Origin of the sequence: Streptomyces racemochromogenes, from assembly GCF_039535215.1 — a bacterium.
GTDB lineage: Bacteria > Actinomycetota > Actinomycetes > Streptomycetales > Streptomycetaceae > Streptomyces > Streptomyces racemochromogenes.
This window is the reverse complement of the sequence record NZ_BAAAWT010000001.1, coordinates 1,389,781-1,408,720: the sequence shown is the minus strand read 5'-3', so window position 1 is coordinate 1,408,720 and position 18,940 is coordinate 1,389,781. Positions and strand designations below refer to the sequence as shown.

The following is an 18,940-nucleotide window of genomic DNA, read 5'->3' as shown; positions in this document are numbered from 1 at the left end:
TCGCGTTGCTGCCCGCGGTGTTACGCCGGGACGCTGGCGACGCCCGGGGCGAGGAACTTCTTGCCGTTCACCCGCTCCGAGACGCCCTCACGGTCCAGGTACGGGGTGATGCCGCCCAGGTGGAAGGGCCAGCCCGCACCGGTGATGAGGCAGAGGTCGATGTCCTGGGCCTCGGCCACGACACCCTCCTCCAGCATCAGGCCGATCTCCTGCGCCACCGCGTCCAGGACGCGGTCGCGGACCTGCTCCTCGGTGAGCACGGAGTCGCCCTGCACCAGGAGGGCGGCGACCTCGGGGTCCAGCTCCGGCTTGAACCCGTTCTCGGCGGAGTAGACGTAGAAGCCGCGCTTGCCGGCCTCGACCACGCGCTTGAGGTTCGGGGAGACGGTGAAGCGCTCCGGGAAGGAACGGTTCAGCGTCTCGGAGACGTGCAGGCCGATCGCCGGGCCGACGAGCTCCAGCAGCACCAGCGGGGACATCGGCAGGCCGAGCGGCTCGATGGCCTTCTCCGCCGTGGCGACCGGGGTGCCCTCGTCGATGACGTTCTGGATCTCGCCCATGAAGCGGGTCAGGATGCGGTTCACGACGAACGCCGGGGCGTCCTTCGTCAGGACCGCGGTCTTCTTCAGCTTCTTGGCGACGCCGAAGGCCGTGGCCAGGGAGGCGTCGTCCGTCTGCTCACCGCGGACGATCTCCAGCAGCGGGAGGATCGCGACCGGGTTGAAGAAGTGGAAGCCGACCACGCGCTCCGGGTGCCGGAGCTTGGAGGCCATCTCCGACACCGACAGCGAGGAGGTGTTGGTGGCGAGGATCGCGTGCGCCGGGGCGACCGCCTCGACCTCCGCGAACACCTTCTGCTTGACGGACATCTCCTCGAACACGGCCTCGATGATGAAGTCCGCGTCCGCGAAGCCCTCGGCCTTGTCCAGGACACCGGTCACCAGGGCGGTCAGGCGGTTGGCCTTGTCCTGGTTGATGCGGCCCTTGCCGAGCAGCTTCTGGATCTCGGCGTGGACGTAGCCCACGCCCTTGTCCACGCGCTCCTGGTCGATGTCGGTGAGGACCACCGGCACCTCCAGGCGGCGCAGGAACAGCAGCGCCAGCTGCGAGGCCATCAGGCCCGCGCCGACGACGCCGACCTTGGTGACCGGACGCGCCAGGGACTTGTCCGGGGCACCGGCCGGGCGCTTGCCGCGCTTCTGGACCAGGTTGAAGGCGTAGATGCCCGAGCGCAGCTCGCCGCCCATGATGAGGTCGGCCAGAGCCTTGTCCTCGGCGTCGAAGCCGGCCTGGAGGTCGCCGTCCTTGGCCGCGGCGATGATCTCCAGCGCGCGGTAGGCGGCCGGAGCGGCGCCGTGCACCTTGGAGTCCGCGATGGAGCGGCCCTTGGCGACGGCCGCGTCCCAGGCCTCGCCGCGGTCGACCTCGGCGCGTACGACCTCGGTCTCGCCCTTGAGGACCTTCGCGGTCCAGATGAGGGACTGCTCCAGGAAGTCGGCGCCCTCGAAGATCGCGTCGGCGATGCCGAGCTCGAAGACCTGCTTGCCCTTCAGCTGTCGGTTCTGGTTGAGCGAGTTCTCGATGATGACCGAGACCGCGCGCTCCGCGCCGATCAGGTTCGGGAGGATGGCGCAGCCGCCCCAGCCCGGAACCAGGCCGAGGAAGACCTCGGGCAGCGAGAAGGCCGGGATGGCCTTCGAGACGGTGCGGTACGAGCAGTGCAGGCCGACCTCGACACCGCCGCCCATCGCCGCGCCGTTGTAGTACGCGAAGGTGGGGACGGCCAGCGCGGAGAGGCGCTTGAAGACGTCGTGGCCGCCCTTGCCGATGGCGAGCGCCTCGTCGTGCTTCTTCAGCAGCTCGACGCCCTTGAGGTCGGCGCCGACCGCGAAGATGAACGGCTTGCCGGTGATGCCCGCGCCGACGATGGAGCCGGCCGCGGCCTCCTGCTCGACCTGGTCGATCGCCGCGTTCAGGTTGGCGAGGGACTGGGGGCCGAAGGTGGTCGGCTTGGTGTGGTCGAAGCCGTTGTCCAGCGTGATGAGGGCGAAGCGCCCGGCGCCGAACGGCAGGTCCAGGTGGCGGACGTGCGCGGACGTGACGACCTCGTCCGGGAACAGCTCGGCCGCACCCTTCAGGAGCTCAGCGGTGGTGCTCACTTGGAGTCTCCCTCGGCGTTGAAGTTCGGGTTCTCCCAGATGACCGTGGCGCCCATGCCGAAGCCGACGCACATGGTGGTCAGGCCGTAGCGGACGTGCGGCTGCTCCTCGAACTGGCGGGCCAGCTGCGTCATCAGGCGGACGCCGGAGGAGGCCAGCGGGTGACCGAAGGCGATGGCGCCGCCGTACTGGTTCACACGGGCGTCGTCGTCGGCGATGCCGTAGTGCTCCAGGAAGGCCAGCACCTGCACGGCGAAGGCCTCGTTGACCTCGAACAGACCGATGTCGTCGATCGTCAGGCCGGCCTGGGCCAGGGCCTTCTCGGTCGCCGGGATCGGGCCGTAACCCATGACCTCCGGCTCCACGCCCGCGAAGGAGTAGGAGACGAGGCGCATCTTGACCGGGAGGTTGTTCTCGCGGGCGAAGTCCTCGGACGCGATGATCGCGGCGGTGGCACCGTCGTTGAGACCGGCGGCGTTGCCCGCGGTGACCCGGCCGTGCGTACGGAAGGGGGTCTTCAGGTTCGCCAGGTTCTCCAGCGTGGTGCCCGGGCGCATCGGCTCGTCGGAGGTGACCAGGCCCCAGCCCGTCTCACCGACCTCCGCGTTGGTGTTGCGCACCGAGATCGGGACCAGGTCCTGCTGGATCTTGCCGTCGGCGTACGCCTTGGCGGCCTTCTCCTGCGAGCGCACGGCGTACTCGTCGGCGCGGAGCTTGGTGATCGTCGGGTACCGGTCGTGCAGGTTCTCGGCGGTCATGCCCATGAACAGGGCGGACTCGTCGACCAGCTTCTCGGAGACGAAGCGCGGGTTCGGGTCGACGCCCTCGCCCATGGGGTGGCGGCCCATGTGCTCGACACCGCCGGCGAGGGCGACGTCGTACGCACCGAAGGCCACACCGCCCGCGACGGCGGTCACGGCGGTCAGCGCGCCGGCGCACATGCGGTCGATGGAGTAGCCCGGGACGGACTGGGGGAGGCCCGCGAGGATGCCGGCCGTGCGGCCCAGCGTCAGGCCCTGGTCGCCGATCTGCGTGGTCGCGGCGATGGCGACCTCGTCGATCTTCTTGGGGTCCAGGTCCGGGTTGCGGCGCAGCAGCTCCCGGATCGCCTTCACGACGAGGTCGTCGGCGCGGGTCTCGTGGTAGATGCCCTTCGGGCCCGCCTTGCCGAACGGGGTGCGGACGCCGTCGACGAAGACGACGTCCCTGACGGTACGAGGCACGTTGGCTCTCCTCCAGGTACGGGATGGCGCTGCTGCGCGGGGGCGACCCGGCCGGTATGGCTGAGCGCCCGCTCACCCGGCCCATGCTACTTGCGGGTAACCAATGTGCACACCCCCTCCCCGAGGAGCGGCGAAGGTCACACTCCCGCGGGGCGCGCGGGGACAGCGCGAAAGCCCCCGGCCGGGGGCCGGGGGCTTTCGGGGGTGCCGGGGTTTTCGTGGTGCCGGGGTCAGGCGGTCGCGGCCAGGGCCGTGACCAGCACCGGGGTCACCTGCTCGATCTGCCAGGGGCGGGCGCCGTGGCCGGCCAGGGCCTGCGCCACCGTGTCCGCGTCGAGCCGCTTGGGGGGCTCCCAGCACAGCCGGCGCACGGTGTCCGGAGTGATCAGGTTCTCCTGCGGCAGGTTCAGCCGCTCGGCCAGCGTCGAGACGGCGGTGCGGGCCGCCGCGAGCCGGGCCGCGGCGGCCGGGTCCTTGTCCGCCCAGGAACGCGGCGGGGGCGGGCCGGAGGGGGAGGCCCCGGGCTGCGGCAGCTCGCTCTCGGGCAGGGCCTTCGCCCGGTCCACGGCCGCCATCCACTGGTCCAGCTGGCGCCGGCCCATCCGCTGCCCGTACCCGGGCAGGGAGGACAGGGCGTGCACGTTCGCGGGGAGGGCCAGGGCCGCCTCCACGATCGCGGCGTCGCCCAGCACCTTGCCGGGGGAGACGTCCCGGCGCTGCGCGATGCGGTCGCGGGACTCCCACAGCTCCCGGACGACCGCCATCTGCCGGCGGCGGCGCACCTTGTGCATGCCGGACGTGCGGCGCCAGGGGTCCTTGCGGGGAGGGGCGGGCGGGGCCGAGGCGATGGCGTCGAACTCCTGGCGGGCCCACTCCAGCTTGCCCTGCCGCTCCAGTTCCTTCTCCAGCGCGTCCCGCAGGTCCACCAGCAGCTCCACGTCGAGCGCCGCGTAGCGCAGCCAGGGCTCGGGGAGCGGCCGGGTGGACCAGTCGACGGCGGAGTGCCCCTTCTCCAGGGCGTAGCCGAGCACGCTCTCCACCATCGCGCCGAGTCCGACCCGGGGGAAGCCCGCCAGGCGGCCGGCCAGCTCGGTGTCGAAGAGCGAGGTGGGCACCATGCCTATTTCCCGCAGGCACGGCAGGTCCTGGGTGGCGGCGTGCAGGATCCATTCGGTACCGGACAGCGCCTCGCCCAGCGCGGACAGGTCCGGACAGCCCACCGGGTCCACGAGCGCGGAGCCCGCGCCCTCGCGGCGCAGCTGTACGAGGTAGGCGCGCTGGCCGTACCGGTAGCCGGAGGCGCGCTCGGCGTCGACGGCCACGGGCCCGGTGCCGGCGGCGAAGGCCGCGACGACCCGGGCGAGGGCGTCGGCGTCGGCGACGACCGGCGGAATGCCCTCACGGGGCTCCAGCAAGGGGATCGGCGTCGGCTGCCCATCGGACGGAACCTCGGCGTCCGGGGGGCCGCCCCCGGTGGTGGTGCGCAGGTGTGCTGCGGTCTCTTGGGCGTCGGTCACCGGTCAAGGGTATCCGTGTATGTGACGCGCCCGTCGCCGGAACGTTCCGTCGACGGGCGCGAGGGGGAGAACGGCGGCCGGTTCCCGGGGCCTCCCGGCGGTTCGCCCGGGAGCCTCGGGGCGGATCAGTGGATGATCCCCGTCCGCAGTGCGACGGCGACCATCCCGGCCCGGTCGCCGGTGCCCAGCTTGCGGGCGATCCGGGCGAGGTGGGACTTGACGGTCAGGGCGGACAGACCCATCGAGACGCCGATGGCCTTGTTGGACTGGCCCTCCGCGACGAGGCGCAGGACCTCGACCTCGCGGCCGGAGAGCTCTCGGTAGCCGCCCGGGTGGCTCGGGGCACCCGGGGGGCGGCGGTGCATGCGTGCGGCGGCGGCACCGATGGGGGCGGCGCCGGGCCGGGTGGGGAGCCCGATGTTGGTCCGCGTACCGGTGACGACGTAGCCCTTCACTCCGCCCGCGAGGGCGTTGCGCACGGCACCGATGTCATCGGCGGCGGACAGGGCCAGGCCGTTCGGCCAGCCCGCGGCGCGGGTCTCGGAGAGCAGGGTGAGACCGGAACCGTCGGGCAGGTGTACGTCGGCCACGCAGATGTCGCGCGGGCTGCCGACGCGGGGGCGGGCCTCCGCGATGGACGACGCCTCGATCACGTCACGGACTCCGAGGGCCCACAGATGGCGGGTCACGGTGGAACGGACGCGCGGGTCGGCCACGACGACCATGGCCGTCGGCTTGTTCGGGCGGTAGGCGACCAGGCTTGCGGGCTGCTCGAGAAGAACGGACACCTAGGCCTCCTGGGGGAGTGGCGGGACGGCCGGCTCGGGGAAGGAAGCCGGTTCGCACCGTGCGGATGGTCACTGACTCCTTCGGCACGTCACCCACCCGGCTTTAGGGAATGATCACGATTTGGTGAGTAACAATTCGGGCAATTCGGACGCACGATCGATCAAGGGATGATCAGAAGGCCGCCCGGCCCGCGTCGTTCTGACGCGCCGTTATGACAACGAGCGGTCGTCACGGGTACGCACGCGGGCAGCGGAACGCGCCCGTACGGCCCCCTCGGAACGCCCGGCTACGGGTGGTGCGGACCGCGCCGCTGTGGCAGGGACACCACGCCCGTGACGTTGTCCGTCGGCCCCACCGGCGGCAGCCCCGCGATCTGGCACAGCAGCTCGCACCAGGCCGCCAGGTGCGCGGTCGTGTCCGGCACCCCGCCCGCCCCCTCGCGCGGCGTCCACGAGGCCCGGATCTCGATCTGCGTCGCCGGACGCCGCTCCGAAAGCCCGCCGAAGTAGTGCGAGGCCGCCATCGTGACGGTGCCGCTCGCCTCCCCGTACCCCAGCCCGCGCGCCTCCAGCGCACCCGTCAGCCAGGACCAGCACACCTCGGCCAGCAGCGGGTCCGCCGCCATCTCCGGCTCCAGCTCCGCCCGCACCAGCGTCACCAGCCGGAACGCTCCCTGCCAGGCGTCGTGCCCGGCCGGATCGTGGAGCAGGATCAGCCGGCCGTCGGCCAGGTCGTCCTCCCCGTCCACGATCGCGGCCTCCAGCGCGTACGCGTACGGCGCCAGCCGCTGGGGCGGCTTCACCGGCTCGATCTCGATCCCGGGCCGCAGCCGCGCCTTGCGCAAGCCGTCGACCGCCCGCCGGAACGGGAGCGGGACCGAACTCTCCTTCGCGCTGTCCGTACCCTCGGCGCCATCTGAAAATCGTCCCTGAGCCGCAGCCATGCCGGGAAGACTAGGCGGAACGAGCGTCCGTACGGCGCAGGGACACCCGCGCCGGGCCGGGCACTTCTTCATACGTGCGAAGATTTGGGTCGTGAGCGCCAACGACCGCCCCCAGGGCCCGCCGAGCCAGACGTACGATTCCGCCTTCCTGAAGGCGTGCCGGCGGGAGCCGGTGCCCCACACGCCGGTGTGGTTCATGAGGCAGGCCGGCCGCTCACTCCCCGAGTACCGCAAGGTGCGCGAGGGCACGGCCATGCTGGAGTCCTGCATGCGCCCCGACCTGGTCACCGAGATCACCATGCAGCCCGTGCGGCGGCACGACGTGGACGCGGCGATCTTCTTCTCCGACATCGTGGTCCCGCTGAAGGCCATCGGCGTCGACCTGGACATCAAGCCGGGCATCGGCCCCGTCGTCGCCCAGCCGATCCGCCGCCGCGAGGACCTCGCACAGCTGCGCGACCTCACCCCGGAGGACGTCGCGTACGTCACCGAGGCCATCGGCATGCTCACGGGTGAACTCGGCGGCACGCCGTTGATCGGCTTCGCCGGCGCGCCCTTCACCCTCGCGAGCTACCTCGTCGAGGGCGGCCCGTCCAAGAACCACGAGCACACCAAGGCCCTGATGTACGGGGACCCCGGGCTGTGGGCGGACCTGCTGGACCGCCTCGCCGAGATCACCTCGTCCTTCCTCAAGGTCCAGATCGAGGCCGGCGCCTCCGCGGTCCAGCTCTTCGACTCCTGGGTCGGCGCCCTGGCCCCGGCGGACTACCGCCGCTCGGTCATGCCGGCCTCCGCGAAGGTCCTGGAGTCCGTCGCCTCGTACGGCGTCCCGCGGATCCACTTCGGCGTGGGCACGGGCGAGCTGCTCGGCCTGATGGGCGAGGCCGGCGCGGACGTCGTGGGCGTCGACTACCGCGTCTCGCTGGACGAGGCCGCGCGCCGCGTCGGCCCCGGCAAGGCGCTCCAGGGCAACCTGGACCCCGCCGTCCTCTTCTCCACCCCGGAGGCCGTCCAGGCCAAGACGGACGAGGTCCTGGCGGCCGCCGCCGGCCTGGAGGGCCACGTCTTCAACCTCGGCCACGGTGTCCTGCCGACGACCGACCCGGACGCGCTGACCCGCCTGGTGGACTACGTCCACACCCGCACGCAGCGCTAGCCGTACGCGGCGGGCCGGGGGCGGTGCCTGCGGAGCCACTCCCCGCCCCGCCCCTCCTCCGTTCCTTGGGGCTCCGCCCCAAACCCCGCGCCTCAAACGCCGGCGGGGCTGGATCCTCCAGCCCCGCCGGCGTTTGAGGCGCGGGCGCGCAGCGCCCGTACGGGGTCCGGGGCAGAGCCCCGGGGAACGGTGGAAGGGCGGGTAGGGGACCGGCCCCGCAGGGCTACACCCCCGCGGAGCGGACGGCGGAGACGGCCTTGCGGGCCGCCACCAGCACCGGGTCCCACACGGGAGAGAACGGCGGGGCGTAGCCCAGGTCCAGCGCGACCACCTGCTCCACCGTCATCCCCGCCGTCAGCGCGACCGCCGCCACGTCCACCCGCTTCGCGGCCCCGGCACCGCCGACGATCTGCACGCCGAGCAGCCGGCCCGTGCGCCGCTCCGCCAGCATCTTGACCGTCATCTCCCGGGCCCCCGGGTAGTAGCCCGCCGTGTTCGTCGAGCGGATGGCGGCCGTCACGTACCGCAGGCCCGCCTCCCGCGCGTCCTTCTCGCGCAGCCCCGTACGGGCGATCTCCAGGTCGCAGACCTTGCTGACCGCCGTCCCGACGACACCCGGGAACGTGGCGTAGCCGCCGCCCGCGTTCGAACCGATCACCTGGCCGTGCTTGTTGGCGTGCGTGCCCAGCGGGATGTGCCGCGTCCGGCCCGCCACCAGGTCCAGGACCTCCACGCAGTCGCCGCCGGCCCAGATGTCCTCGTGGCCCCGGACCCGCATCGACAGGTCCGTCAGCAGGCCCCCCGACTCGCCGAGCGGCAGCCCGGCGGCCCGGGCCAGCGCCGTGCGCGGCTCCACGCCGATGCCGAGCACGACCACGTCCGCCGGGTACTCGCGCCCGTCCGCGGTGGCCACCGCGCGGGCCCGGCCCTCCTCGTCCGTGAGGATCTTCGCCACGTCCGCGCCGGCGACCGTCACGATGCCCATGGCGTTCATCGCGGAGTGCACCAGACCGCCCATGTCCGGGTCCAGGGTGGACATCGGCTGCGGCCCCCGGTGCAGCACGGTGACCTCGAAGCCCCGGTTCACCAGGGCCTCGGCCATCTCCACGCCGATGTAGCCCGCGCCGGCCACCACCGCCCGGCGGCCCGGCGTCCGCTCCAGGTCGTCCATCAGGCGCTGGCCGTCGTCCAGCGACTGGACCCCGTGCACCCCGTGCGCGCCGATCCCCGGCAGCTTCGGCCGGACCGGGCGGGCACCGGTCGCCAGGACCAGCTTGTCGTAGCCCGTCCAGGACTCGGCGCCGCTCTCCAGGTCCCGGGAACGCACCCGGCGGCCCGCCACGTCGAGCTCCACCACCTCCGTGCGCGTGCGCAGGTCGATGCCCCGGGCGCGGTGCTCCTCGGGGGTGCGGGCGATCAGCTCGTCCCGGCCGCCGACCTGCCCGCCGACCCAGTACGGGATCCCGCACGCGGAGTACGAGGTGAAGTGCCCGCGCTCGAACGCGACGATCTCCAGCTCCGCCGGGCCCTTCAGCCGCCGCGCCTGTGACGCGGCGGACATCCCCGCCGCGTCACCGCCGACCACCACCAGTCGTTCCACCGCCATCGTCCGCCCCGCCTCCTGCCGCATCCTGCGCCTACGGGGACACGCTACGGGCGGACCCGCCGTCAGTCCTGGAGATCCGCTCCAGGGACGTCGGACCGCCCGGGCGCCGCGGCGGGGGCCGCGGCCTGCGCGGGCGCCTGCCGGGGCACCAGGGTGCGGGCCGGGCCCGTCTTCGGCTTCGCCGGGCGGAGCCTGCGGTACGCCTTGAACCCGAGGACCAGCAGGGCCGCGGCGATCCCGAACGGCAGCACCGCCGCGAGCGCCAGCGCGAGGTAGCGCACCAGCGTCACGAACACGCCCCAGCCGCCGCCCAGCGCGTCACCGAGGCCCGGCTCCTCGTCCTCGCGCTCCACGGCGGCGGGCGCCGGCTCCGAGACGGACACCGTGACCGTGCCCATCGCCGTCTGGTCCTTCAGCGCGTTCTGCTGGGCCAGCAGCGACTCCAGGTCGGACTGACGCCGGCTCAGCTCGCCCTCCAGCATCACCACGTCGCTCAGCGCCGAGGCCTTCTCCATCATCTCCCGCACCCGGGCCACGCTGGCCTGCTGTGACTTCACCCGGCTGTCGACGTCGGCGACCTTCTCGGTCACGTCCTGCGCCTCGACCTTCCGGTGCAGCAGCTTCCCGCTGCCCTCCAGCGCGCCGATCACCGAGTCGAACTTGTCGCCCGGCACCCGCAGCGTCAGCGTCGAGGTCATCCGGCCGTCCCCGCCGCGCTCGGTGGACTCGTTGCCGACGTAGCCGCCCGCGCCCTCGGCCGCCGTACGGGCCGCCGCCAGGGCCTTCTGCGGCTCGGACGTCTCGATGCCCAGCTTCCCCGTACGGATGACGTGCGGCCGCACCGGCGCCTGCGTCCCGGCCTTGGCGTCCTGCGCCGCCGACGGGGGCGCGGCCGCCCCGGCCCCCGGCTTGCCCTGCGCGGCCCCGCCCTCCCGGGGCCCGGCGACCGCCGCCCGGTCCGAGGAGGGCTTCGCGCCGCCGTCGGCCCCGCAGCCCGTGAGCGCGAGGGCCCCCGCGAGCGAGAGGCCGGCCAGCGCCACGGCGCCGCGGTGTCTGTGGAGCGTGTACATCGTCAGTACCCCCGGAGGATCGGCTGATGTCCCCGTTTCGACGCCCGCGGACCCCCCGCGGGTTTCGCCCGCCAGGTCCCGAGCCGGTCCCGATGCGGTCACGTTCAGGCCTCACCACCCGGTCTGAGACGATGTGTTCATGCACGAAGCGGACACACGTACGGACCGGCCGGGCTCCCCGCGGCACGTCGTCGTCATCGGCGGCGGCATCTCCGGCCTCGCGGCCGCCCACCGGCTCCTCGGCGACGGGCTCCGCGTCACCCTCCTGGAGGCCGGCCCGCGCCTCGGCGGCAAGCTGCACGCCGGAGAGCTCGCGGGACTCCCCGTCGACCTCGGCGCCGAATCCGTGCTCGCCCGCCGCCCCGAGGCCCTGGAGCTGGCCCGGGCCGTCGGCCTCGGCGACGCCCTCCAGCCCCCGGCCACCGCCACCGCCCGGCTGTGGACCCGCGGCGCCCTGCGCGACATGCCCAAGGGGCACGTCATGGGCGTCCCCGGCGACACCGCCCCGCTCGCCGCCTCCGGCGTCCTGTCCGCCGAGGGCCTCGCCCGCATCGCCGCCGACACCGCGCTGCCGCCCACCGAGGTCGGCGAGGACGTCGCCGTCGGCGAGTACGTCGCCGCCCGCATGGGGCGCGAGGTCGTCGACCGGCTCGTCGAACCGCTGCTCGGAGGGGTCTACGCGGGCGACGCCTACCGCATCTCGATGCGCGCCGCCGTCCCCGCCCTCTACCAGGCCGTACGCACCCACCCCACGCTCACCGACAGCGTCCGCTCCCTCCAGAGCGGCGCCGCGGCCCGCGCGGCCGCCGAGCGGACCACCGTCACCGGCGCGGCCGCCACCGGCGCCTTCTTCGCCGGGATCGCCGGCGGCATCGGCCGGCTTCCGCTCGCCGTCGCCGACGCCTGCCGGGCGGCCGGGGCGCGGATCCTCACCGGCACCCCCGTGCGCGGGATCGCCCGTACGCCGGGCGGCTGGCGGATCACCGCCGACGGCGAGGTACTCGACGCCGACGCCGTCGTCCTCGCCACCCCCGCCGGACCCGCCGCCCGCCTGCTCGCCGGCCCCGCACCGGCGGCCGCGGCCGCGCTGCGCGAGGCCGAGTACGCCTCCATGGCCCTGGTCACCATGGCCTTCCGGCGCTCCGACCTGCCCGCCGCCGTCGCCGACGGCGGCGCCAGCGGGTTCCTCGTACCGCCCGTCGACGGCCGCACGATCAAGGCGTCCACCTTCTCCAGCAACAAGTGGGCCTGGGCCGGCGCCGACCCGGAACTCTTCCTGCTGCGCACCTCCATCGGCCGGCACGGCGACGAGGGCGACCTGGAACGGGAGGACTCCGAGCTGGTCGACGCCTCCCTCGGGGACCTCGGCGAGGCCGTCGGGCTGGCCGCCCGTCCGGTGGCCGCCACCGTCACCCGCTGGGAGGGCGGACTGCCCCAGTACCCCGTCGGCCACCTCGCCCGCGTCGAGCGGATCCGTACCGCCGTGGCCGCCCTCCCGGGCCTCGCGGTCTGCGGAGCCCTCTACGACGGGGTCGGCATCCCCGCCTGCGTGGCGAGCGCCGGGAAGGCGGCCGACGCGGTGCTCGCCGCTTCGGCCACCCCTGGGACAGACCACTGATCAGCACACGGGACAATGGACACATGACTGCACCAGAGAAGATTCCCAACGCGGGGAAGAAGGCGAAGGACCTCAACGAGGTCATCCGCTACACCCTGTGGTCCGTCTTCAAGCTGAAGGACGTCCTGCCCGAGGACCGCACCGGCTACGCCGACGAGGTCCAGGAGCTGTTCGACCAGCTGGCCGCCAAGGACATCACGGTCCGCGGCACCTACGACGTCTCCGGCCTGCGCGCCGACGCGGACATCATGATCTGGTGGCACGCCGAGACCGCCGACGAGCTGCAGACCGCCTACAACCTGTTCCGCCGCACCAAGCTGGGCCGCGCCCTGGAGCCGGTGTGGTCGAACATGGCCCTGCACCGCCCGGCCGAGTTCAACAAGTCGCACATCCCGGCCTTCCTGGCCGACGAGGTCGCCCGCGACTACGTCAGCGTCTACCCCTTCGTGCGCAGCTACGACTGGTACCTGCTGCCCGACGAGGACCGCCGCCGCATGCTCGCCGACCACGGCAAGATGGCCCGCGGCTACCCCGACGTGCGCGCCAACACCGTCGCCTCCTTCTCGCTGGGCGACTACGAGTGGCTGCTGGCCTTCGAGGCCGACGAGCTCTACCGCATCGTCGACCTCATGCGCCACCTGCGCGCCTCCGAGGCCCGCATGCACGTCCGCGAGGAGGTGCCCTTCTACACCGGGCGCCGCAAGTCCGTCGCCGATCTGGTCGCCGGGCTCGCCTGATACCTCCCCTGGGGGGAAGGACCGGAGGAACACCCGTGACACAAGGGTGGCCTCCGGGGATCGGGAGGCCCTGCCCCCGAAACGACGCAGCCGGAGATCCCGCCCGGAAGTTCAGACGGCCGGAGGCAGCAGCGCCCTGGAGGCGCCGGCTGCCCGGTCGTCCAGCGACACCGGTGCGGGCTCCGGATGCGGCGCACACGTGACGCGCCACCCCGGGGTGGCGCCCGTCAGCAGGTACCGTTCCACATGCCGGTCCACGCACGCGTTGCGTCCGCCGGCCACCCCGTGGGTGCCCGCCCGCCGCTCCGTGACCAGCGCGGCCCGGGCGCCGAGCCGCCCCTGCAGTTCCAGCGCGCCCGCGTGGGGCGTCGCCCCGTCCCGCTCCGCCGCGACGATCAGCGTCCCCGGCAGCCGGCCCGGCGCCGCCCCGACGGCCCCGACGTTGACGGGGTGCTGCCGCTCGGACACCGGCCAGGAGGCGCAGGGCAGGTTCAGGAAGGCGTTGGCCCAGGTCTCGAAGGGGGCCCGGCGGGCCAGCGCGGTGTTGTCGCGGTCCCAGGTCTCCCAGTCGCCGGGCCAGGGGGCGTCGTTGCACAGCACCGCCGTGTAGACGGCGGTCGCGTTGGCCGCCCGCCGCGCCGTGCCCGGGTCGCGGGCCGCCTGCCGGACGAGCGGGGCCTCGTCCCCGCGCAGGTACGCGGCGAGGGCCGCGGCCCGCTCGGGCCAGACGTCGTCGTAGTACGCGGTCTGCAGGTACGCCGCGTGCAGCTCGCCCGTCCCGACGAGCCCGCCCGCCGGGGTACGGGCCACGGCCGCGCGGACCTTCTCGTAGCTCTCCCGCACGGCCCCCGCCGTGGTGCCGAGCCCGTACACGGAGTGGTGGCGGGCCGCCCAGGCGCGGAAGTCGGCCCAGCGGCGCTCGAAGGCCGGGGCCTGGGCGAGGTTGTTCGCGTACCAGACGCGGCGCGGGTCCGGGTCGACCGCCGAGTCGAAGACCATGCGGCGCACCCGCTCGGGGTGGCGGGTGGCGTACACGGCCCCGAGGTAGGTGCCGTACGAGGCCCCCATGAAGGTCAGCCGCGGCTCGCCGAGGGCGGCCCGCAGCACGTCCAGGTCGCGGGCGTTGTTCAGGGTCGTGTAGTACCCGAGCGCGGGGCCGGCGTGCCGTGCGCACCCCCGGGCGTAGGCCCGGGCGGCGTCCAGCCGCTCCCGCTTGTACGCGGCGGAGGGCTCGGCCGGGACCTGCGTCGGCCCCTTCGGCCACTCGGCGGGGTCCTGGCAGGTCAGCGGGGCGGAACGGCCGACCCCGCGCGGGGCGTAGCCGACCAGGTCGTAGGCGGCCGCGACGCGGGCCCAGGCGGGCCGGCCGGCCAGCAGCGGGAAGGTCATCCCGGAGGCGCCCGGCCCGCCGGGGTTGAACACGAGCGCGCCCTGCCGGACGGCGCCGCCGCGGCCGGTGGCGGGGACCCGGCTGACGGTGAGGGAGATCTGCGGGCCGTCGGGGCGGGCGTAGTCGAGCGGGACCCGCAGGGTGGCGCACCGCACGGGGTCGGGCAGTTCCTCGACGGCGGGACACGGCCGGAACTCCAGCCCGGCGGCGGTGGGCCGGACCACGGGCCGGACCACGGGCCGGGTCCCCGCCGCCGGAGCCCCGCCCGCCCCGCCCGCCGGCCGCGGCCCGGCGGCGGCAGCGGCGGCAGCGGCGGCAGCGGCGGCCCGCCGCACGACCAGCTCGGCCCCGGCATCCTCGGCGTCGACCCGCCCGCCCCCGCCCCCCGGCCCGGGCCCGCTCGCCCGGGCCGGCGCGGGGGCGCACAGGGCGAGGCAGAGCGCCGCCACGGCGACCCCCTGCCGCGTGAGCGTCGTCGTCCGGCTGGTCCGCATGGCGACCCCTTCATCTCATCGTCCCGTCCGATGAAATGCCAGCTCCGTGCGCGGCCCCGGGCGAACCGCCGGAACACCGGCCCCGGTACGCCCGCTTGACGGAGCGCCGGCCCTCAGGAGCGCCCCAGGGCCGCGCGCAGGTCCGGGTCGGGGAGGGCGCTCAGGCCGCGGACGGCCACGGCCGCCAGGGGGTCGCCGGGGGTGCGGTCGTGGTCCAGGGCGGCCAGGAGGCGTTGGCCCGCCGGGGAGGCCCAGGGGCCGCCCGGGCGGGCGATGGCCAGGCAGCACACCGCGAGCAGCATCGGCAGGGCGAACCAGTACAGCACCTTCGACACGTCCGCCCCGTCCGCCGGTACCGCCAGCGCGGCCCCCGCCATGGCCGCCACCAGCACGGCGGCCCACCGCACCGACCGGACCCCGTCCGCCACCGCGTCCCGCACCCCGCGCGGCACCGCCAGGCCCGCCTCGTCCAGCCGGTCCGCGAGGGCCCGTACGGCCGGGTGCGCGGCGGCGGCCTCCCGCAGGGCTGGCACCGGGCACTGGCCGTCGGGGCCGAACGCGGCCAGCACGGCCCGCTCGTGGGCGTCACGGGCGACCGGGTCGAGCACGGTGGCCCAGCCCGTGCGGGCCAGCAGCAGCCGCTGCCGGCGTTCCATCGACAGCAGGGTCAGCACGGCGACCCGCTCCGGGCCGCCGGCCAGGTACGCGGCCTCGTACAGGTTCAGCGCCCCCGGCCGCCGGGCCGAGGCGGGGCGCGGCGCCGGGTCGGCGGCCTCGGTGGCGGCCCGCAGCAGGCGGGCGGCCGAGGTCAGCACCCCGGCCCAGGCCAGCAGCAGGAACAAGATCCAGAACATGGCCGATTTCTACAGCCGCCGGAGCCCCTTTCAGGCGGCCGGTGCCCAAGCGTGAGCAGCTCGTGATGCGGTGGTGATGGTCGGTCAGGAACTGCTGGAGCAACTGGAACCGGAGGAACTGCTGCAACTCGAACCACTGGAGCAGCTCGAACCGGAGGAACCACCGCAGCTCGAACCGGAACCGCCCGAGCAACTCGAACCGGAACCACCCGAGCAGCCCGGACCGGAGCCGCCGGAACAGCTGCTTCCAGAGGATCCGCAGCCCCCGGACCCGGACGATCCGCCGCCGTCGCCGCCCGCGCACCACAGCACCGGGAGCAGCTCCTGCGACGCCGCCCCGAACACGTCCGACGACCCGCGCCCGTGCCCCCGCGACTGGGCCGCCGCCAGCCGGGTGCCGCGGGCCGCCGGCACCAGCTGCTCGCGCAGGTACGGGTCCCGCAGGCCCCGCAGCCCGAACAGCGCGGTCTGCACCCGCGGCGCCGGATCGGCCGCGTACCGCTGTCGGAAGCGGGCCAGCGCCCGCCGCCCCGCAGGGGTGATCCGCAGCCTCGCCCGCCGCGCGCACACCACGCCCGCGACCAGGCCGCCCACCAGCGCCGGGAGCACCGCCAGGACGAACGGCACCCCGGGATCCGCGTCCAGCGACCAGAACACGAAGGTGAGCGGCAGCGACACCGGCACCAGCGCCACGCACACCACCGCCTGCACCAGCCCCCAGCGCCGCGCCCCGCGCCCCGCCCCCGGCGCCGCGAGCAGCCCGCGGGCCGCCAGCGCGTCCCCGGTCTCCTGCACGGCCGGCTCGCGCATGGCGGCGTACCGCACCTGGTAGAGCCACCCGGACGGCGCCTGCGCGAGCGCCCGCAGCACGGCCCGCTCGGCGGGGTCCGCGCCCCGCGCCCCGGGCCGGGCCTGCACGATGCCCGGGCCGCCGACGGCCAGCCGGCCGTCCCCGAGCAGCGAGACCAGCGCGCTGTCGACCACGGTGCCGGGGCCGCCCGCGAGGAACGCGGCCTCCGCCAGGTCGTGCAGCTCCGGCGCGGGCCGGGTCACCGGCGGCCGGGCGCGGCGCACGGCCAGCAGCAGCAGGACGGTGGAGAGGGCGACGGCCGCCCAGACGGCGACGGCGAGCCCGTTCACCGCGTCCGCCCGACCAGGGCGCGGGCCCAGCGCGCGACACGGCCCCGCGGCCGCGCCCCGGCCCGCTCCCGCCACCAGGCGGTCAGCCGGCGCCGCGCGGCCGGGTCGGCCGGCAGGTCCCGTACGAGGAGGTGCTCGGCGAAGTCCAGCGCGTCGCGGCGGTACCCGGCCGTCATCGGGCGGCCGCGGGCGTACCCGAGGAACGCGGTGCGGTAGGCGGCCGGACCGCCCAGGATCCCGGGCAGTTCCGGCGCGACCTTCGCGACGACCGAGGCCCGCTTGGCGGCCAGTGCCCGCGCCTGCACCCCGACGCGCCGCCGGTCGAAACCCTCCGGCACGGGCGTACCGGCGACCAGCGCCGACAGCAGGGCCGCCTGCCCCAGCGCCAGCCGGGTCCGCGCGGCCTCACCGGCCGGCGCCAGGGGCTCCTCGCGCAGGACCACCCGCTGCCGCACGGTCCCCGGCGGCCCGCCCGCGTCCACCACCGCCCGGATCCGCGCCACTTCGGCGGCCAGCTCCGCCTCGGGCGGGAAGTCGTCGTCCCGCTCCAGCAGGACCCCGGGCGGGTCCACCCGCTCGCGCAGCCGGGCCAGCACGTCGAGCACCACCGGCGGCACGGGGTGCGCGTGGGTGTCGTGCCAGACGCCGTCGCGCTCCACGCCCCCGGCCACGTGCACGTACGCCAGCGCCTCCAGCGGGACCGCGTCCAGCACGGCGGCCGGGTCCTCGCCGCGGTTGACGCGGTTGGTGTGCAGGTTCGCCACGTCGATGAGCAGCCGCACCCCGGTCCGCTCGACCAGCTCCGTCAGGAACTGCCCCTCCGTCAGCTCCTCCCCGGGCCACGACACCAGGGCGGCGATGTTCTCCAGCGCCAGCGGCACGGGCAGCGCGTCCTGCGCGATCCGCACGTTCTCGCACAGCACGGCGAGCGCGTCCCGGGTCCGGGGCACCGGCAGCAGGTGCCCGGCCTCCAGCAGCGGCGAGGACGTGCGCACGAAGGCGATGTGCTCCGTGACCAGCGGCGCCCCCAGCTCCACCGCCCGCTCCCCGAGCGCCGCCAGCTTCGCCGGGTCGGGGCGGTCGGCCCCGCCCAGGCCCAGCGAGACCCCGTGCGGCACGACGCGGACCCCCCGCTCGCGCAACCGCACCAGGGACTCGGGCAGGTGGCCCGGGCAGACGTTCTCCGCCACCACCTCGACCCAGTCCAGGCCGTCCAGCCGCTCGACCGCGTCCGCGATCTCCGGCCGCCAGCCGATGCCCACCCCCAGGCGTTCCATGGGCTTCATGTCCCCCTCGCCCCCTTTACGCGGACCGTATGCCGAAGTGATGGCCCCGGCGCGGGCCGGCCAACCACCAGGGGGGGACGTTCAGAGCAACATTTGAGGTTCCCCGGCCGGGCACCGGCGTCTCACGCCCCACCAGGGCGGATCCGCCCCGCCGGTTCAGAGCCGCGCGCGCAGGGCCGGGTGGTCCGCGACCACCGTGCAGGAGCCCGGGGCGATCTCCGTGAAGCCGGCGTCGCGGACCACCGGCAGCCCGCCGCCGGCGAGCTCCGCCCACCGCTCGCGCGGGGCGGTGCGCACCGCCAGCCGGAAGCCGGACGCCCGCCACAGGGCGCGCTCGGCCGCCGTCAGCTCCCACCAGGCCAGCTGCGCCGCGTGCCCCGCCTGGGCCATCGCCTTGCCCGCCGACATGTCGAGTTCCGGGTTGAGCCACAGCACCGGGATCCCCGGCTCGACCGGACCGGCCGGCTCCGGGTCGTCGAGGTCGGTGCCCGACACCTGGAGCTTGGCCAGCTCCTTGGGCCAGCCGTCCAGGGGGACCGGCGGGAAGACCCGGACCTCGCAGGCGCTCCCCTCCACCGTGACGCCGGGCAGGGTCCCGGCCTTGCGCCACTCCGCCCCCCGCGCCCGCCGGACCACCTTGCGGATCCGCGCGTCCTGCCAGTCGCGCACGGCCTCGGCCCACTCGCCCTCGCCGTGGGAACGCTCGTCCGTCAGCAGCACCAGCACCGCGCGGGCCGCCGTCTCCAGCGCGTCGGTCCGCGCCGGCGGCTCGGCCTTCTCGATCCGCACCACCAGCGGCAGGACGAACTGCGGGGCCTCGTCGCGCAGGGCGTGCTCGCGCCGGAAGGCGCTGTCCGCGCCGACCGCGGGTACGTCTGTGGTCTCGTTCACGTGCTGGCTGCTCATCCTCCCAAGGATGCCAGCCTCCGCCTTCAGGATGATGTCCCGGGTGGGCGGC

15 protein-coding genes are annotated in these 18,940 nt (G+C 74.9%); 3 read left to right on the top strand and 12 right to left on the bottom strand.

The window, feature by feature from the left end; all coding sequences use genetic code 11:
* Positions 1-20: 20 nt before the first annotated feature.
* The 5 genes from ABD973_RS06510 to ABD973_RS06490 form a co-directional block, all read right to left on the bottom strand.
* On the bottom strand, positions 21-2,159 hold the full coding sequence (locus tag ABD973_RS06510) for a 3-hydroxyacyl-CoA dehydrogenase NAD-binding domain-containing protein (RefSeq protein WP_125822906.1): 2,139 nt from the start codon (positions 2,157-2,159) through the stop codon (positions 21-23).
* Positions 2,156-3,382 (bottom strand): thiolase family protein, encoded by a 1,227-nt coding sequence (locus ABD973_RS06505; RefSeq protein ID WP_125822907.1) that lies wholly within the window; start codon positions 3,380-3,382, stop codon positions 2,156-2,158. The genes ABD973_RS06510 and ABD973_RS06505 overlap by 4 nt, the downstream gene beginning before the upstream one ends.
* A 230-nt stretch (positions 3,383-3,612) precedes the next feature.
* Entirely contained in the window at positions 3,613-4,899 is a 1,287-nt protein-coding gene (locus tag ABD973_RS06500; protein WP_125822908.1) for an HRDC domain-containing protein, read from the bottom strand.
* 125 nt (positions 4,900-5,024) lie between these two features.
* Positions 5,025-5,687, bottom strand: a complete 663-nt coding sequence (locus ABD973_RS06495; protein ID WP_007267191.1) for a helix-turn-helix transcriptional regulator — start codon at positions 5,685-5,687, stop codon at positions 5,025-5,027.
* Positions 5,688-5,974: 287 nt separating this feature from the next.
* Complete coding sequence (locus ABD973_RS06490) at positions 5,975-6,631, bottom strand: DUF3000 domain-containing protein (protein ID WP_125822909.1); 657 nt, start codon at positions 6,629-6,631, stop codon at positions 5,975-5,977.
* Positions 6,632-6,722: 91 nt separating this feature from the next.
* Between ABD973_RS06490 and hemE the strand changes: the two genes are divergently transcribed.
* Positions 6,723-7,787, top strand: coding sequence for a uroporphyrinogen decarboxylase (hemE, locus tag ABD973_RS06485; protein WP_125604838.1), 1,065 nt, complete (start codon positions 6,723-6,725; stop codon positions 7,785-7,787).
* A 223-nt stretch (positions 7,788-8,010) separates the two neighbouring features.
* Here the strand turns inward: hemE and ABD973_RS06480 are convergent, their stop codons facing one another.
* A complete protein-coding gene (locus ABD973_RS06480; protein WP_125822910.1) occupies positions 8,011-9,393 on the bottom strand; it encodes an FAD-dependent oxidoreductase in 1,383 nt (460 codons plus the stop codon).
* A gap of 62 nt (positions 9,394-9,455) precedes the next feature.
* Positions 9,456-10,463, bottom strand: coding sequence for a DUF4349 domain-containing protein (locus ABD973_RS06475; protein ID WP_345499121.1), 1,008 nt, complete (start codon positions 10,461-10,463; stop codon positions 9,456-9,458).
* A gap of 139 nt (positions 10,464-10,602) precedes the next feature.
* On the opposite strand from ABD973_RS06475, the gene hemG reads away from it, so the two are divergent.
* Together hemG and hemQ are read left to right on the top strand one after the other, a co-directional pair.
* Entirely contained in the window at positions 10,603-12,081 is a 1,479-nt protein-coding gene (gene hemG / locus ABD973_RS06470) for a protoporphyrinogen oxidase (RefSeq protein ID WP_125822912.1), read from the top strand.
* Between the two features lie 23 nt (positions 12,082-12,104).
* Positions 12,105-12,818 (top strand): hydrogen peroxide-dependent heme synthase, encoded by a 714-nt coding sequence (gene hemQ / locus ABD973_RS06465; protein WP_125822913.1) that lies wholly within the window; start codon positions 12,105-12,107, stop codon positions 12,816-12,818.
* Positions 12,819-12,929: 111 nt separating this feature from the next.
* Here the strand turns inward: hemQ and ABD973_RS06460 are convergent, their stop codons facing one another.
* The 5 genes from ABD973_RS06460 to ABD973_RS06440 form a co-directional block, all read right to left on the bottom strand.
* On the bottom strand, positions 12,930-14,702 hold the full coding sequence (locus ABD973_RS06460) for an alpha/beta hydrolase (RefSeq protein ID WP_345499117.1): 1,773 nt from the start codon (positions 14,700-14,702) through the stop codon (positions 12,930-12,932).
* Positions 14,703-14,815: 113 nt separating this feature from the next.
* Entirely contained in the window at positions 14,816-15,556 is a 741-nt protein-coding gene (locus ABD973_RS06455; protein ID WP_125822914.1) for a TIGR04222 domain-containing membrane protein, read from the bottom strand.
* An 84-nt stretch (positions 15,557-15,640) separates the two neighbouring features.
* Entirely contained in the window at positions 15,641-16,696 is a 1,056-nt protein-coding gene (locus ABD973_RS06450; protein ID WP_345499113.1) for a TIGR04222 domain-containing membrane protein, read from the bottom strand.
* Positions 16,693-17,973, bottom strand: a complete 1,281-nt coding sequence (locus ABD973_RS06445) for an MbnB/TglH/ChrH family RiPP precursor modification enzyme (protein WP_125824213.1) — start codon at positions 17,971-17,973, stop codon at positions 16,693-16,695. The genes ABD973_RS06450 and ABD973_RS06445 overlap by 4 nt, the downstream gene beginning before the upstream one ends.
* Positions 17,974-18,138: 165 nt before the next feature.
* Positions 18,139-18,888, bottom strand: coding sequence for a peptidyl-tRNA hydrolase (locus tag ABD973_RS06440; RefSeq protein WP_345499111.1), 750 nt, complete (start codon positions 18,886-18,888; stop codon positions 18,139-18,141).
* Positions 18,889-18,940: the final 52 nt, after the last annotated feature.

Excerpts from the sequence above, each read along its gene's own strand:
- ABD973_RS06460 (WP_345499117.1), bottom strand. The coding sequence starts at position 14,702 with ATGCGGACCAGCCGGACGACGACGCTCACGCGGCAGGGGGTCGCCGTG.
- ABD973_RS06480 (WP_125822910.1), bottom strand. The coding sequence starts at position 9,393 with ATGGCGGTGGAACGACTGGTGGTGGTCGGCGGTGACGCGGCGGGGATG.
- ABD973_RS06445 (WP_125824213.1), bottom strand. The coding sequence starts at position 17,973 with ATGGAACGCCTGGGGGTGGGCATCGGCTGGCGGCCGGAGATCGCGGAC.
- hemG (WP_125822912.1), top strand. The coding sequence starts at position 10,603 with ATGCACGAAGCGGACACACGTACGGACCGGCCGGGCTCCCCGCGGCAC.
- hemQ (WP_125822913.1), top strand. The coding sequence starts at position 12,105 with ATGACTGCACCAGAGAAGATTCCCAACGCGGGGAAGAAGGCGAAGGAC.
- ABD973_RS06440 (WP_345499111.1), bottom strand. The coding sequence starts at position 18,888 with ATGAGCAGCCAGCACGTGAACGAGACCACAGACGTACCCGCGGTCGGC.
- ABD973_RS06475 (WP_345499121.1), bottom strand. The coding sequence starts at position 10,463 with ATGTACACGCTCCACAGACACCGCGGCGCCGTGGCGCTGGCCGGCCTC.
- ABD973_RS06455 (WP_125822914.1), bottom strand. The coding sequence starts at position 15,556 with ATGTTCTGGATCTTGTTCCTGCTGCTGGCCTGGGCCGGGGTGCTGACC.
- ABD973_RS06490 (WP_125822909.1), bottom strand. The coding sequence starts at position 6,631 with ATGGCTGCGGCTCAGGGACGATTTTCAGATGGCGCCGAGGGTACGGAC.